A 14,301-nucleotide genomic window follows, 5' to 3' on the forward strand; every position below is an offset into this window, starting at 1 on the left:
CCGCGCCACCATCCCCTGCCAAAGTCGTAGACATCTGGACTTGCCAAGCCGGATGAAGCGTTCCAGCATTCGTGTCATCGAAGGTGACACGATTCACCTTGCCCGCACAAGCCACCGCAACGCCCCGGGAACCATGGAATGGCCCGGCGTCGCTCCCGACGAACCGGAGACATCGATGTTGACCCTACGCCAGGATGACGTCCTGCTCGGCTGTCGCGCCGAGCACTGGCGCGACGCGCTGGATCAGGCCGCCGAATCGCTGCACGCCGCCGGCCTGGTCGCCCCCGAGTATCGCGACGGCCTCCATGCCCGGGAGGCCCAGTCCTCGACCTTCCTCGGCAACGCCATCGCCATTCCCCACGGCACCCCGGAGAGCCGCGAGCACGTGCGCGCCACCGGCGTGCGCGTGCTGCAGTTCCCCGAGGGCATCGAGTGGCACGACGGCCAGCGCGTCCACGTGCTGGTGACCATCGCCGCCCAGAGCGACGAGCACCTCGACATCCTGCGCCAGCTGACCCACGTGCTGGATCAGGACGACATCGCCAAACGCCTGGCCGGCGCCGAGCGCGCCGCCGAGATCGCCGAGCTACTGTCCAAGGCGGTGGTCGAGGCCCGGCTGGACGCCGACACCCTGTGCCTGGGCTTCCCCGCCCGCGACCATGGCGAGCTGGCGCTGGCCGGCGCCGCCCGCCTGCGCCAGGCCGAGTGCGTCGACGCCGCCTTCGTCGCCGCCGTGGCCGAGACCGCCCCGCGCGCCCTGGGCCGCGGCCTGTGGCTGGTGACCAGCGAGCGCGGCGTCGGCGTGCCGGCGCTGGCGCTGGCCACCCCGGCCGAGCCGCTGCAGGCCGACGGCGCCCCGGTACAGGGCGTGTTCTGCCTCGCGGCCCAGGGCCAGGCCCACCGCGGCCTGCTCGAGCGCATCCTCGCACTGCTCGAGAGCGACGCCCCCGAGACCCTGCACCGCCTCGACGCCGACGCCCTGCTGGCGCGGCTGGCCGGCGAATCCGCCGCCGCCCGCCAGCGCCTGGTCACGGTGCTCAACGCCCACGGCCTGCACGCCCGCCCGGCCAAGCAGCTGATCCAGGTCGCCCGCGCCCAGGGCATCGCGGTGCGCGTGCGCTTGGCCGAGGGCGGCAGCGAGGCCGTCTCGGCCGCCAGCCTGACCAAGGTCATCAACCTCGGCGCCCGCCGCGGCCAGCAGCTGATCTTCACCGCCGAGGGCGACGGCGCCGAGGCCGCGCTGGACGCCGTCTGCCGGGCCGTGGAAGACGGCCTCGGCGAACACGTCGAGCCCTTCGACGCCTATCGCGAGCCGGTGGCGACAGAGCCCGAGGATGCCCCGGCGCTGGAGCCGCTGGCCGACGACGTCGCCCACCCCGCGGTGGCCGCCTCGCCGGGCCTGGCCATCGCCCCGGCCTTCGTGCTGACCACACCGAGCTTCGACTACCCGGCCCGCGCCGCCGACCCCGCCGCCGAGCGCCGTCGGCTCGACGACGCCATCCGCGAGGGCGGCGAGCAGCTCGAGGCGCTGATCGGCCAGGCCCGCGGCGGCGAGGTGTCGCAGATCCTGTCGATGCACGAGGAGATGCTCGGCGATCCCGAGCTCCACCAGGCCGCCCGCGAGGGCATCGACGAGGGCGCCTCCGCCGAGGCCGCCTGGTGGGAGGCCATCGACACCGCCGCCCAGGCCCAGGAGCGCCTGGCCGACAAGCTGCTCGCCGAACGCGCCGCCGACCTGCGCGACGTGGGCCGCCGCGTGCTGGGCATCCTGTGCCGGGTCGAGATGCCCGAGCCGCCGGATCATCCCTACATCCTGGTCACCGACGACATCGGCCCGTCCGACGTGGCTCGCCTCGACACCAGCCGCGTGCGCGGCCTGCTGACCGCCCGCGGCGGCGCCACCGCCCACAGCGCCATCCTGGCCCGGGCGCTGGGCATCCCCGCCGTGGTCGGCGCCGGCGAGCGCATCCTGACGCTTGCCAGCGGCACCGAGCTGATCCTCGACGGCGAACGCGGCCGCGTGACCCCGGCCCCCGCCGCCGAGCGCCGCCAGGCCGCCGAACAGCGCCTGGCCGAGCGCCGCCGCCGCGAGGCCGAGGCCTGGGAGGCCCGCTTCGAGCCGGCCCGGACCCGCGACGGCCATCGCGTCGAGGTGGCCTCGAACCTCGGCAACACCGCCCACGCCGCCGATGCCGTGGAGCGCGGCGCCGAGGGCGTCGGCCTGCTGCGCACCGAGTTCGTGTTCATGGCCCACGCCGAGATGCCCGGCCTGGAGACCCAGATCGGCGAATACCGCGAGGCTCTCGACGCCCTCGACGGCCGCCCGCTGGTGGCCCGCACCCTGGACGTGGGCGGCGACAAGCCGCTGCCCTACTGGCCGGTGCCCCAGGAGAGCAACCCCTTCCTCGGCCTGCGCGGCATTCGCCTGGCGTTGACCAAACCCGAGGTGCTCGAGACCCAGCTCAAGGCACTGCTGATGGCCGCCGCGCCCTCGGCCGAGCCGAAACGCGACGCCCGGCCGCTGCGCATCATGCTGCCGATGGTCAAGGACGTGGCCGAGTTCCGCGCCGCCCGCGCCATCCTCGACCGGCTGTTCGAGGAGATCCCCGCCGGCGAGCGCAGCGACGACGTCCAGCTCGGGGTGATGATCGAGGTCCCCTCCAGCGCCCTGCTGGCGTCGACCCTGGCCGCCGAGGTCGACTTCTTCTCGGTCGGGACCAACGACCTGACCCAGTACACCCTGGCCATCGACCGCGACCATCCCGAGCTCTCGGCCCAGGCCGACGGCCTGCACCCGTCGGTGCTCAGGCTGATCGAGATGACCGTGGCCGCGGCCCACGCCGAGGGCAAGTGGGTCGGGGTGTGCGGCGAGCTGGCCAGTGATGCCACCGCGGTGCCGGTGCTGGTCGGCCTCGGCGTCGACGAGCTCTCGGTCAGCGCCCGCCAGGTGCCGCTGGTCAAGGCACGGCTGCGCGAGTTCGACCTCGAGGAGGCCCGCGCCCAGGCCACGCTGGCGCTGGCCCAGGCCACCGGCGAGGCGGTCCGCGACGCCCTGGAGGCCCGCTGATGGCTCGCCTGCTGACCCTGACCCTGAATCCCGCCCTGGACCTCTCGGTGTCGCTGGAGCGGCTGGCGCCCGGCGAGGTCAACCGCACGACCGCGACCCAACTGGAAGCTGCCGGCAAGGGCGTCAACGTGGCCCGGGTGCTTTCCGCCCTCGGCCACGACGTCCGCGTCTCGGGCTTCCTCGGCGCCGACAACGACGGCCCCTTCCTGCGCGCCTTCGAGGTCGAGGGGCTCGAGGATGCCTTCCTGCGCGTGCCCGGCGAGACCCGCATCAACGCCAAGCTGGCCGAGGCCGACGGCCGGGTCACCGACGTCAACGGCCCGGGGCCGACCATCGACGAGGCCGCCTGGCAGGCCCTGCTCGACCGCCTCGAGGCACTGGCCGCCGATGACGCCCGCTGCCCCGAGGCGGTGGTGATCGCCGGCAGCCTGCCGCCCGGCGTCACGCCCGAGGCGCTGGCCGAGCTGATCGCGCGGCTGCGCGGCGCCGGCCTGCCGGTGTGGGTCGATACCAGCGGCCCGGCCCTCGAGGCCGCCATCGCCGCCGGCCCCACCGCGGTCAAGCCCAACGAGCAGGAGCTCGCCGCCTGGGCCGGCATGCCCCTCGACAGCGAGGCGGCTCGCCTCGACGCCGCCCGCCGGCTGCATGCGGCCGGCATCGAGGAGGCGGTGCTCTCCGCCGGCGCCGAGGGCGTGCTGTGGGTCAGCCGCCGCGGCGCCTGGCAGGCGCTGCCGCCGGCCATGACCGTGGCCAGCACCGTGTGCGCCGGCGACACCCTGCTGGCCGCGCTGCTGCACGGCGTGCTCGAAGGGCACGCGCCCGACGCGGCACTGCGCCTGGCCACCGCGCTGTCCGCCGAGGCGGTCCGCCATGTCGGCGTGGGCGACGCCCGCGCCGCCGATTTCCCGTCACTCCAACAACAGACGCGCGTCCACCGCCTTGGCGGCGACGACGCCGGGGGAGCCCTCGCATGAACGCCATCCTCATCACCGCCTGCCCCAGCGGCATGGCCACCACCTTCCTCGCCGCCCGGCGCCTCGAGCAGGCCGCCGAGCGGCTGGGCTGGCAGACCACCGTGGAGATGCACGGCGAGCTGGAGCCGGTGCGGCCGGTATCCGCCGAAGCCATCGAAGCCGCCGACCTGGTCGTCGTCGCCGCCGACCACGTGCCGGACCCGCAGCGCTTCAAGGGCAAGCCGCTGTTCCGCGCGACCATCGACCAGGCGCTGCCCGACCCGGGCGGCTTCCTCGAGCGCGCCCGGCGCGAGGCCGAGGCCTTCGTGCCCGGCGGCGAGACCCATGCCACTCTGGCGCCCGAGACCGGCGCGCCCGTCGGCCGGCCGATCGTCGCCGTCACCGCCTGCCCCACCGGGGTCGCGCATACCTTCATGGCGGCGGAGGCCCTGGCCGAGGCCGGCAAGGCGCTGGGCCATCCCATCCGCGTCGAGACCCAGGGCTCGGTAGGCGCCCAGGACCAGCTGACCGAGGCGGAGATCCGTGACGCCGAGGTGGTGATCCTGGCCTGCGACATCGAGGTCGACCCGACCCGCTTCGCCGGCAAGCGGATCTATCGCACCTCCACCGGCAGCGCGCTGAAGCAGCCGAGGCCGACCATCGAGGCGGCGCTGGCCGAGGCCACGGTGGAAGACGGCAGCGCCCCGGCGGCAGGCGGCGAGGCCAGGAAGAGCCTCAAGGAGAAGGGCGTCTACAAGCACCTGCTGACCGGGGTGTCCTTCATGCTGCCGATGGTGGTCGCCGGAGGCCTGCTGATCGCGCTGTCGTTCGTGTTCGGCATCGAGGCCTTCCAGGAGGAAGGCACCCTGCCCGCGGCGCTGATGCAGATCGGCGGCGGCACGGCCTTCGCGCTGATGGTGCCGGTGCTGGCCGGCTATATCGCCTACTCCATCGCCGACCGCCCCGGCATCGCCCCGGGCATGATCGGCGGCATGCTGGCCTCCGAGATCGGCGCCGGCTTCATCGGCGGCATCCTGGCCGGCTTCCTGGCCGGCTACGTGGCCAAGGCGGTGACCCGCTACGTCAAGCTGCCGGCCAGCGTCGAGTCGCTCAAGCCGATCCTGATCATTCCGCTGGTGGCGAGCCTGGTGACCGGCCTTGTGATGATCTACGTGGTCGGCGAGCCGGTGGCGGCGATCCTCTCCGGGCTGACCACCTTCCTCGAGAACATGGGCTCCACCAACGCCCTGCTGCTCGGCGGGCTGCTGGGCGCCATGATGTGCTTCGACATGGGCGGGCCGGTGAACAAGGCCGCCTACACCTTCGGCGTCGGCCTGCTGGCCTCCGAGACCTACGCGCCCATGGCGGCGATCATGGCCGCGGGCATGGTGCCGGCGATCGGCATGGGAATCTCGAGCTTCGTGGCCAAGTCGAAGTTCTCCGAGCCGGAGCGCGAGGCGGGCAAGGCATCGTTCGTGCTGGGCTTCTGCTTCATCAGCGAGGGCGCCATTCCCTTCGCCGCCAAGGACCCGCTGCGGGTGATCCCGGTCAGCATGGTCGGCGGCGCGGTGACCGGCGCGCTGTCGATGCTGTTCGGCGCCAAGCTGATGGCCCCCCACGGCGGCATCTTCGTGCTGCTGATCCCCAACGCCATCACGCCGGTGCTGCTATACCTGGCGGCGATCGTCATCGGCTCGCTGATCACCGGCCTGGGCTACGCGGCGATCAAGCGCGGCGGCCAGTCGGTGGCGGTCGAAGCCAGCGCCTGACGCGACGCCCCCACCAACGACGGACGCCCCGGCAGGTCTTCCCTGCCGGGGCGTCCTCGTTCGGGCGAGAGGCGACTACTTCACGTGGACCGAGAGACACTCGCGCAGCTGGCTGCACTCCTGCTGCTTGTGGCGGGCGAAGGCCAGCAGGGCCGTCTCGAGCTCCGGCGTGGCGTTGGTGTCCAGCAGCAGGCGCGACAGCCGGCTGGCCTCGTCGGCGGCGTCCAGTGCCTCCTTCAGCGCCTTGTCGATGCCCATGGCCTCGACCGGGGGAATCGCAGGCGTCTCGTCGCGGCTGACGCAGGCGGTCAGCTCCATGCGCTCGGCGGCCTCGGTCAGGGCCTCGAGCTGCTGCTCGCATTCGGCGCCGAGATCGGCCACCACGCGGCTGATGTCGGCGTGGCGCTTGGCCAGCGCCCGGGCGAGGCGGCGGTAGCGCTCGAGATCCCGACTCTCGAGGCCACTGGCCAGCGTCAGCCGATCCTGGGCGAGCAGGGTAAGCGGGGCGATATCGTTCATGGGTCGCTTCCTCGTGTTGTCGAAGGGACGGGCGCCGCGACGCAAGCGACGTCACCCAGACCAAGCAAGCGGCGGGCCAACTTTTTCCAACTTCTCCATCACGCTGATTTCACGTGACCAAGACGTATGTCGATACCCCGGGAGCACGAGCAGCGCACCGCCGTGGACGCGGCACGCCCGCTCCTGATCGTCCGTGGTGCAGGCCACAAAAAAGCCCCGGCCATGAAGGCCGGGGCGCAAGGACAGCCAACGGCTGTCGAGAGAGAACCCGATGGGTCGATCGAAAGAATCAGTGGTGGAAGCGCTCCGCGGCCTCCTGGGCCAGCCGGCGGATGGCGTTCCAGTCCTCGGCCTCGACCAGCGACTTCGGCGTCAGCCAGGAGCCGCCCACGCACATCACGTTGGGCTGGGACAGGTAGTCGCCGGCGTTGTCCAGGCTGATGCCGCCGGTCGGGCAGAAGCGCGCCTCGGGGATCGGACCGGCGAAGGCCTTGAGCGCCTTGACGCCGCCGCTGGCCTCGGCGGGGAAGAACTTGAAGCGGCGATAGCCATACTGCCAGCCGATCATCAGCTCGGAGACGGTGGCCACGCCGGGCAGCATCGGCACCGGGCTTTCCACGCCGTAGCGATAGAGCGCCTCGGTGGTGCCCGGGGTCACTACGAAGTCGGCGCCGACCTGCTCGGCCTGGCGATACTGCGCCGGGGTCAGCACGGTACCGATGCCGACGCTGGCCTGGGGCAGCGCCTCCTTGATGCGGCGGGTGGCCTCCAGCGCGCAGTCGGTGCGCAGGGTCACCTCGAGCACGCTGAGGCCGCCTTCGACCAGGGCGGTGGCCAGCGGCACGGCATCTTCCACACGCTGGATGGCGAGCACCGGGATCACCTCGGCCTTGAGGCAGATGCTGTCGATCTCGGTGGTGCGGGTGGAAGGCAGCTGTTTGTCGATGGTCATGGTCATGGCTCCAGAAAGGGGTCCGGGGCTCAGGGCGCCCAGTAGATGCCGAGCGGGCCGGCCAGGAAGGCGCGGATCGGCAGCGCCCGGGTGTCGTCGCCGGCCAGGGCACGGCCGAGCACCGTGCGCTTCTCCTCGCCGGTGATGTGCAGGAAGTGACGCGGGCAGCGGTGCAACCGATCGGCGCTCAGGGTGATGCGCAGCTGGGGCTGGCTCGGCGTGCGCACCGCCACCACCGAATCGGCGGTGGACAGCGCCAGGCCGAGCTCCTGGCTGTCCGGGAACAGCGAGGCGGTGTGACCGTCGCCGCCCATGCCCAGGATCACCACGCTGGCCGGCCAGGTCAGCGCCGCGAGGCGCTCGCTGACCTCGGCCACGCCCTCCTCGGGGGTAGCGGCGGCGCTGGTCAGCGGCACGAAGGTGGCCGCGGCGGCCGGCCCCTGCATCAGGTGGGCGCGCACCAGGCGGGCGTTGCTGTCGTCGGCGTCCTCGGCGACCCAGCGCTCGTCGGCCAGGGTCACGTCGACCCGGGACCAGGGCAGGTCCATGGCGGCCAGGGCCTCGAAGAACGGCACCGGGGTGGAGCCGCCGGACACCACCAGCAGGGCGCGCTCGCGCTCGGCCAGGTCGGCCCGAAGGGCCTCGGCCACGGCCTCGGCGAGCTGCCGGGCCAGTTGCTCACGGGATTGGCTCATCTCAATCGTCCTCGTTCCTGCCGGTCTCAGTAGTCTTCATACCAGCTGCGGCCGTCCTGGGTGATCATGGCGATGGAGGCCACCGGGCCCCAGGAGCCGGCCGGATAGCGGCGCGGTGCCTCGGCGCGGTCGTTCCAGGCCTCGATCAGGCTGTCGCACCACTGCCAGGCATGCTCGACCTCGTCGCGGCGCACGAACAGGTACTGCTGGCCCTTCATCACCTCGAGCAGCAGACGCTCGTAGGCGTCCGGAATCCGCGCCTTGGGGAAGGCACTGTTGAAGTCCAGGTGCAGCGGGCCGCGGCGCAGACGCATGCCCTTGTCCAGGCCGCTGTCCTTGGTCAGCACCTCCAGCGCGATGCCCTCCTCCGGCTGCAGCCGGATCACCAGCTTGTTGGCGGCCAGGTCGCGCTGGTCCGGATCGAAGATGTAGTGCGGCTGCTGACGGAAGTGGATGACGATCTGCGACATCTTGGCCGGCATGCGCTTGCCGGTGCGGATGTAGAACGGCACGCCCGCCCAGCGCCAGTTGGCCACCTCGGTCTTCATGGCCACGAAGGTCTCGGTGTGGCTCGAGGTGTTGGCGCCTTCCTCGTCGAGGTAGCCCGGCACGGTCTGGCCGTCGATGGTGCCGCCGATGTACTGGCCGCGGACCACGTCGCGCCCCAGCATCTCGTCGGTGAACGGCTTGAGCGCCTTGAGCACCTTGACCTTCTCGTCGCGGATGGCGTCGGCGTCGAGGTTGGCCGGCGGGTCCATGGCGATCAGGCAGACCAGCTGCAGCAGGTGGTTCTGCACCATGTCGCGCAGCTGGCCGGCCTCGTCGAAGTAGCCCCAGCGCCCCTCGATGCCGACCTTCTCGGCCACCGTGATCTCCACGTGGGAGATATGGTTCTGGTTCCACTGGGTGCCGAACAGCGGGTTGGCGAAGCGCAGCGCGATCAGGTTCTGGACCGTTTCCTTGCCCAGATAGTGGTCGATGCGGTAGATGCTCGACTCGGGAAACACCGAACCGATGGCATCGTTGACCTCGGCCGAGGATTCCAGGTCGTAGCCGATCGGCTTCTCCACCACCACGCGGCTCGAGGCGTCGAGGCTGCCGCTGGCGTCCAGGTTGCGGCAGATGTCACCGTAGATCTTGGCGCCCACCGACAGGTAGATCACCATCGGCTGCTCGGCGCCCTGGCGCCACTCGCGGATGGCGGCGTAGCCTTCGGGCTGGGTGAAGTCGAGCTGCAGGAAGTCGAGCCGTGCCATGAAGCGTCCCAGCACCTCGCGATCGAGTTCCTCGGCCTTGACGTAGGTCTTCAAGGACTTCTCGACCCGCGCCTTGAAGGCGTCGACATCCAGTTCCTGTCGGGCCAGCCCCAACAGCCGCGTGGAAGGATCGAGCAGCCCCTCGCGCTCCAGGTGGAAGAGCGCCGGGAAGAGCTTGCGCTGGGCCAGATCGCCCAGCGCGCCGAACAGGGCCAGATCGATTGCCGTGCCGAGGTCGCCGAAGGAGCGTCCTTCCTGGGGCCGCTTGTGTTGGCTCATGACCACCCTCATCTGGTTAAATTAACAAAATAATAGCCTATTGCGCCGACCATCTCCAAAAACTTCTGTAAATTTACTACTAAATATGGAGAGGTCCGAGCGGTCACGGCTGGCCGTTACCCGCCCGCGCGCGCTAGGATAGTGGACATAATGTAGTTAAATCACCACATCATATCGACACACCGGCGGCGAACGACGCCGCAACCGCCTCACGGAGACTCCCCCGCGCATGGTCAGTCACGATCTGCTGGACCGCATTCGCCGTCGCCTCGATGAGCTCAACCGATCCGAACGCAAGGTCGCCGACGTCATCCTCGCCGACCCGACCGCCGCCACCAGCATGAGCATCGCCAGCCTGGCCCATGCGGCCTCGGTCAGCGAGCCCACGGTCAACCGCTTCTGCCGCAGCTTCGACGCCAAGGGCTATCCGGACTTCAAGATCAAGCTGGCACAGAGTCTGGCCGGCGGCACGCCCTATGTCAGCCAGGCGGTGGAACCCGGCGACGCGGCGGGCGAGTACACCGGCAAGATCTTCGGCGCCACCATCGCCGCCCTGGACGTCGCCCGACGCGAGATCGACCCGGCCCGGGTCGAGCGCGTGGTCGACTATCTGACCCAGGCCAAGCAGCTGCACTTCTTCGGCCTGGGCGCCTCGGGCGCCGTGGCCCAGGACGCCCAGCACAAGTTCTTCCGCTTCAACATCCCGGTGTCGGCCTATATCGACGTGCTGATGCAGCGCATGATCGCCGCCGCCTGCCACACCGGCGACGTGGTGGTGATCCTGTCCTACACCGGGCGCACCCGCGAGCTGGTCGACATCGCCCAGCTCGCACGCAACAACGGCGCCGTGGTGCTGGGCATCACCGCGCCGGACTCGCCGCTGGCCGACGAGTGCACCGAGACCCTGGCGGTCTCGGCGCCGGAGGACACCGACCACTACATGCCGATGACCTCGCGCATGATCCAGCTGGCGCTGATCGACGTGCTGGCCACCGGCGTGACCCTGCGCCGCGGCGAGGACTTCCTGCCCCATCTGAAGAAGATCAAGGACAGCCTGCGCGAGACCCGCTATCCGATGGGCGACGCAGGCTGAGAGGGCTCAGCCGAGCCGCAGCGTCGGCTCGGCGAGCCCCCGCACCGCAAGCTCGGCGACGAACAGGTCGCCGGCCCCGGGCTCGCGGGCCCGCTGCTCGGCGCTCATGCCCTCGCGGGCGGTGGTGATGTAGAGCGAGGCCAGCCCCGGGCCGCCGAAGGCCGGGCAGGAGGGCTGGGAGGTAGGAAGGACAATGGCGCCGATCTCGCGGCCCTCGCGGTCCAGGCGCACCACCTTGCCGGCGCCCCACAGCGCCAGCCACATGGCACCTTCGGCGTCGATCACCGCGCCGTCGGGATTGCCCTCGCGCTGAGTGAAGTCCACCCAGGGCTCGGGCTCGCCGACCGGCCAGCCTTCGGCGTCCAGCGCCCAACGATAGACGATGCCGCGGGCCGTGTCGGCGAAGTGGGCGTGCTCGCCCCGGGGCGAGAAGCAGATCGCGTTGGGAATCGTCAGCCCGCTCCTGAGCCGCGAAAGCTCGCCGCGATGCAGCCGGTAGAGGCTGCCGGCGCCGCTTTCGGCGCCCTTGCCCATGCTCGACAGCCACAGGCTGCCGTGACGATCCACCCGCGCGTCGTTGCTGCGGGTGACGGCGTTGTCGCCCTCGAAGCCCATCAGCCGCTCGATCGCGCCGCTAGCGAGATCCAGGCGGCTCAGGCGATCCTCGCCCACCACCAGCATTCCGCCGTCGTCCAGCGGCGCGGCCAGCGAGGCCATGTGATCGAGCTCGATCGTGCCGGTCTCGCCGCTTTCCACCTCCAGCCAGTGCAGCCGCTGGCCGAGGATGTCGCACCACACCAGGCGGCCGGACGCCGCGTGCCACTGGGGCCCCTCGCCCAGCTCGCAGCCGCTGGCCACCGCCACACGCGCCACATTACTCATGCCGTCGGATCCGCGGCCTGCCAGGCCTCGACCAGCTTGCGCGCCCGCTCGCCGACCTCTTCGGCGCCGAGGCCGGGCTGGTAGAGAGCGCTGCCGAGCCCGGCGCCGTCGACGCCGGCGGCCCGCCACTGGGCGAAGTTGTCGACGCCGATGCCGCCCACGGCATAGAGCTCGGTCCCCGCCGGCAGCACCGCGCGCACCGCCTTCATCCCTTCGAGGCCGACCTGCACCGCCGGGAACAGCTTGAGCGCCGTGGCGCCCGCATCCAGGGCATCGAAGGCCTCGGAAGGCGTGACGATGCCGGGATAGGACGCCATGCCCAGCCGGCGGGTCTCCTCGATCACCGCTGGGCGGCAGTTGGGCGACACGATCAGCCGGCCGCCGACGGCATGCACATCATGCACCTGCTCGGGCGTCAGCACGGTGCCGGCGCCCACAGCGGCGCGATCGCCCAGCGCCTGCACCAGGCGGCGGATGCTCTCCAGCGGCTCGGGGGAGTTCAGCGGCACCTCGAGGCGGTCGAGGCCGGCGGCGAGCAGCGCCTCGCCGACCTCGACCACCTCGTCGGGGGTGATGCCGCGCAGGATACCGATCAGCGGAAGGGACATGGGACAAGACTCCTGTTCAGTCATGGTCAAGGGCATCGTGCGCGAGGGCGGCGTGAGCCAGCCCGAGGCCGGCCAGCACCGCGCGCCGGTTGGCGATGATCTCGCTTGAGTGGCCCAGTGCCGAGAGCGCCAGGGCGTAGCGGCGGCACAGCGCCTCGCCGCCGATCAGCCGCACGCTCTGGCCTGCGGCCAGCTCGCCACAGGCGCCGGCCAGCTCCAGGCCGATGGCGAGCCCGGAGAGCCGGGCCGCCAGCACGGCGCCGCGGGCCTCGCCGCTCGGCAGGGCATCGTCGAGCAGGTCCATGGCGCGCAGCCCGAACAGCGTCCGGGTGAAGGCCTCCGGTGCGGCGGCGGCCTCGGCCACCGCGGCGCTGAAGGCCTCGCGGCAGGCCGAGTCCTCGAGGTCGTCCTCGGAGAGCGAGTGGGCCAGCACGGAGCGTTCGGCCAGCAGGCGATAGAGCTCGCCGGTCATGTAGGTATGGAAACGCTCGACCCGGCCGCTGTCGAGGGTCGCCCACTTGGCGTGGGTGCCGGGCAGGCAAACGAGGCCGGAGACGCCGGACTCGAGGGCCGCCAGGCCGGCGAGCTGGGTCTCCTCGCCGCGCATCACGTCGAAGCCGCCGGCGTCCGCGCCCTGGCACAGACCGGGCAGCAGACGCACGTCGAGGCGAGAATCGTCGACGGCCGGGCTCACCGCGCCCTCGGCCAGGGCATCGAGCGCGGTGGGTACCGGCCGGTACGGCGCCTCGCGCCAGCCCTGGCGGGCGCCGGCCATGCCACACACCAGCACCGTGATGCGGCCCTCGGCCGGCAGCCAGTCGCCGATGGCGGCCAGCAGCGCCGGCTCATAGTCGGCCGGGGCCAGGCCCAGCATGCCTCGGGCGGCCTCGGCCTCGGCCAGCACCTCACCGCCCGCGTCCATGGCCCAGGCGCGCAGGTTGCTGGAGCCCCAGTCGACGGCGACCCAGGCCAGCCGTGCGGAAATCGCTTGAGTCATCTCGGCCTCGCTTACCATTCGGCGATGGAGCCGTCATCGTGGGTCCACACCGGGTTGCGCCAGCGATGGCCCACCTTGGCGCGCTCCTCGACGAAGGCCTCGTCGATCTCCACGCCCAGCCCCGGCCCCTGGGGAATGGCGCAGAAGCCGTCCTCGATGCTGAGCGCCGACTTGTCGACCAGGTAGTCGAGCACGTCGTTGTCCTTGTTGTAGTGGATGCCCATGCTCTGTTCCTGGATGAAGGCGTTGTGGCTGACCGCATCCACGTGCAGCGAGGTGGCCAGCGTCAGCGGGCCGAGCGGGCAGTGCGGGGCCATGGCCACGTCGTGGGCGGAGGCCAGGGCGGCGATCTTCAGGCCCTCGCTGATGCCGCCGCAGTGCGAGAGATCGGGCTGGACGATGTCGATCATGCCGTCGGCCAGCAGATCGCGGAACTCGAAGCGGGTATGCAGGCGCTCGCCGGTGGCCAGCGGATAGCCGAGCCCGCCGGCGATGTGCTTGAGGCTGGGCAGGTGCTCGGGGGCCACCGGCTCCTCGACGAACATCGGGTGGAAGGGCTCCAGCTCGCGCAGCAGCGCCTTGGCCATGGGCCGGTGCACGCGGCCGTGGAAGTCGATGCCGATGCCGACGTCCGGACCCACCGCCTCGCGGGCCTCGGAGACCCGCGCCACGGCCTCGTCGACCTTGCGATGGCTGTCGACGATCTGCAGCTCCGGGGTGCCGTTCATCTTGAAGGCGGTGAAGCCCTGATCGACCAGCGCCTTGGCGCCCTCGCCCACGTCACTCGGCCGGTCGCCGCCGGTCCAGGCGTACATGCGCATCTTGTCGCGCACGGCGCCGCCCAGCAGCTGGTGCACGGGCACGCCCAGGTCGCGGCCCTTGAGGTCCCACAGCGCCTGGTCGATGCCGGCGATGGCGCTCATCAGGATCGGCCCGCCGCGGTAGAAACCGGCGCGGTACATGGTGTTCCACAGGTGCTCGATGCGGTGCGGGTCCTGGCCGATCAGATAGTCGGACAGCTCGTGGACCGCGGCCTCGACGGTGGCGGCGCGCCCCTCGATGACCGGCTCGCCCCAGCCGTAGACGCCCTCGTCGGTCTCGATCTTGAGAAACAGCCAGCGCGGCGGCACCTGCCAGGTCTTGAGTCGGGTGATCTTCATGGATGGCTCCTTTCTGAAAGCATGAACGGTCAAGCGTGAACGGCCGCCGCAGGGCGACCGCGGATAATCCG

General features: G+C 71.4%; 12 protein-coding genes. 4 read left to right on the forward strand and 8 right to left on the reverse strand.

Annotated elements, in window-relative coordinates; genetic code table 11:
* Positions 1-175: 175 nt before the first annotated feature.
* Genes ptsP through C9J49_RS05790 form a run of 3 tightly spaced genes read left to right on the forward strand, consistent with a single transcriptional unit; the run spans position 176 to position 5,789 of the window.
* Positions 176-3,067: a phosphoenolpyruvate--protein phosphotransferase gene (gene ptsP, locus C9J49_RS05780; RefSeq protein ID WP_107182234.1), complete on the forward strand. Its 2,892-nt coding sequence runs from the start codon at positions 176-178 to the stop codon at positions 3,065-3,067.
* A complete protein-coding gene (gene pfkB, locus C9J49_RS05785) occupies positions 3,067-4,041 on the forward strand; it encodes a 1-phosphofructokinase (protein ID WP_107182233.1) in 975 nt (324 codons plus the stop codon). Before ptsP ends, pfkB begins: the two co-directional genes overlap by 1 nt.
* Complete coding sequence (locus C9J49_RS05790; RefSeq protein ID WP_107182232.1) at positions 4,038-5,789, forward strand: PTS fructose-like transporter subunit IIB; 1,752 nt, start codon at positions 4,038-4,040, stop codon at positions 5,787-5,789. The genes pfkB and C9J49_RS05790 overlap by 4 nt, the downstream gene beginning before the upstream one ends.
* A 75-nt stretch (positions 5,790-5,864) precedes the next feature.
* On the opposite strand, the gene C9J49_RS05795 is transcribed toward C9J49_RS05790, so the two are convergent.
* The 4 genes from C9J49_RS05795 to zwf form a co-directional block, all read right to left on the reverse strand.
* Positions 5,865-6,308 (reverse strand): hypothetical protein, encoded by a 444-nt coding sequence (locus tag C9J49_RS05795; RefSeq protein ID WP_107182231.1) that lies wholly within the window; start codon positions 6,306-6,308, stop codon positions 5,865-5,867.
* Between the two features lie 289 nt (positions 6,309-6,597).
* Positions 6,598-7,260 (reverse strand): bifunctional 4-hydroxy-2-oxoglutarate aldolase/2-dehydro-3-deoxy-phosphogluconate aldolase, encoded by a 663-nt coding sequence (locus C9J49_RS05800; protein ID WP_026068526.1) that lies wholly within the window; start codon positions 7,258-7,260, stop codon positions 6,598-6,600.
* Positions 7,261-7,289: 29 nt separating this feature from the next.
* Positions 7,290-7,955, reverse strand: coding sequence for a 6-phosphogluconolactonase (gene pgl / locus C9J49_RS05805; protein WP_107182230.1), 666 nt, complete (start codon positions 7,953-7,955; stop codon positions 7,290-7,292).
* Between the two features lie 26 nt (positions 7,956-7,981).
* Entirely contained in the window at positions 7,982-9,490 is a 1,509-nt protein-coding gene (gene zwf, locus C9J49_RS05810; protein WP_107182229.1) for a glucose-6-phosphate dehydrogenase, read from the reverse strand.
* 229 nt (positions 9,491-9,719) lie between these two features.
* Between zwf and C9J49_RS05815 the strand changes: the two genes are divergently transcribed.
* Positions 9,720-10,583: a MurR/RpiR family transcriptional regulator gene (locus C9J49_RS05815; protein ID WP_046079261.1), complete on the forward strand. Its 864-nt coding sequence runs from the start codon at positions 9,720-9,722 to the stop codon at positions 10,581-10,583.
* Positions 10,584-10,589: 6 nt separating this feature from the next.
* On the opposite strand, the gene C9J49_RS05820 is transcribed toward C9J49_RS05815, so the two are convergent.
* Genes C9J49_RS05820 through dgoD form a run of 4 tightly spaced genes read right to left on the reverse strand, consistent with a single transcriptional unit; the run spans position 10,590 to position 14,230 of the window.
* Positions 10,590-11,465 carry an SMP-30/gluconolactonase/LRE family protein gene (locus C9J49_RS05820; RefSeq protein WP_181454246.1) on the reverse strand — a complete coding sequence of 292 codons (876 nt, stop codon included), beginning with the start codon at positions 11,463-11,465 and terminating at the stop codon, positions 10,590-10,592.
* Entirely contained in the window at positions 11,462-12,073 is a 612-nt protein-coding gene (locus C9J49_RS05825) for a 2-dehydro-3-deoxy-6-phosphogalactonate aldolase (RefSeq protein ID WP_046079263.1), read from the reverse strand. The genes C9J49_RS05820 and C9J49_RS05825 overlap by 4 nt, the downstream gene beginning before the upstream one ends.
* Before the next feature lie 16 nt (positions 12,074-12,089).
* Positions 12,090-13,070, reverse strand: a complete 981-nt coding sequence (locus C9J49_RS05830) for a 2-dehydro-3-deoxygalactonokinase (protein ID WP_046079264.1) — start codon at positions 13,068-13,070, stop codon at positions 12,090-12,092.
* An 11-nt stretch (positions 13,071-13,081) separates the two neighbouring features.
* Positions 13,082-14,230 carry a galactonate dehydratase gene (gene dgoD / locus C9J49_RS05835; protein ID WP_046079265.1) on the reverse strand — a complete coding sequence of 383 codons (1,149 nt, stop codon included), beginning with the start codon at positions 14,228-14,230 and terminating at the stop codon, positions 13,082-13,084.
* Positions 14,231-14,301 lie beyond the last annotated feature (71 nt).

The organism is Halomonas sp. SL1 (assembly GCF_003030865.2).
In the GTDB taxonomy this organism is placed as follows: Bacteria; Pseudomonadota; Gammaproteobacteria; order Pseudomonadales; family Halomonadaceae; genus Halomonas; species Halomonas halophila.

What these genes read in the sequence shown, in the direction of transcription:
- ptsP (WP_107182234.1), top strand. Translation starts at nt 176, where the DNA reads ATGTTGACCCTACGCCAGGATGACGTCCTGCTCGGCTGTCGCGCCGAG.
- pfkB (WP_107182233.1), top strand. Translation starts at nt 3,067, where the DNA reads ATGGCTCGCCTGCTGACCCTGACCCTGAATCCCGCCCTGGACCTCTCG.
- C9J49_RS05790 (WP_107182232.1), top strand. Translation starts at nt 4,038, where the DNA reads ATGAACGCCATCCTCATCACCGCCTGCCCCAGCGGCATGGCCACCACC.
- C9J49_RS05795 (WP_107182231.1), bottom strand. Translation starts at nt 6,308, where the DNA reads ATGAACGATATCGCCCCGCTTACCCTGCTCGCCCAGGATCGGCTGACG.
- C9J49_RS05800 (WP_026068526.1), bottom strand. Translation starts at nt 7,260, where the DNA reads ATGACCATCGACAAACAGCTGCCTTCCACCCGCACCACCGAGATCGAC.
- pgl (WP_107182230.1), bottom strand. Translation starts at nt 7,955, where the DNA reads ATGAGCCAATCCCGTGAGCAACTGGCCCGGCAGCTCGCCGAGGCCGTG.
- zwf (WP_107182229.1), bottom strand. Translation starts at nt 9,490, where the DNA reads ATGAGCCAACACAAGCGGCCCCAGGAAGGACGCTCCTTCGGCGACCTC.
- C9J49_RS05815 (WP_046079261.1), top strand. Translation starts at nt 9,720, where the DNA reads ATGGTCAGTCACGATCTGCTGGACCGCATTCGCCGTCGCCTCGATGAG.
- C9J49_RS05820 (WP_181454246.1), bottom strand. Translation starts at nt 11,465, where the DNA reads ATGAGTAATGTGGCGCGTGTGGCGGTGGCCAGCGGCTGCGAGCTGGGC.
- C9J49_RS05825 (WP_046079263.1), bottom strand. Translation starts at nt 12,073, where the DNA reads ATGTCCCTTCCGCTGATCGGTATCCTGCGCGGCATCACCCCCGACGAG.
- C9J49_RS05830 (WP_046079264.1), bottom strand. Translation starts at nt 13,070, where the DNA reads ATGACTCAAGCGATTTCCGCACGGCTGGCCTGGGTCGCCGTCGACTGG.
- dgoD (WP_046079265.1), bottom strand. Translation starts at nt 14,230, where the DNA reads ATGAAGATCACCCGACTCAAGACCTGGCAGGTGCCGCCGCGCTGGCTG.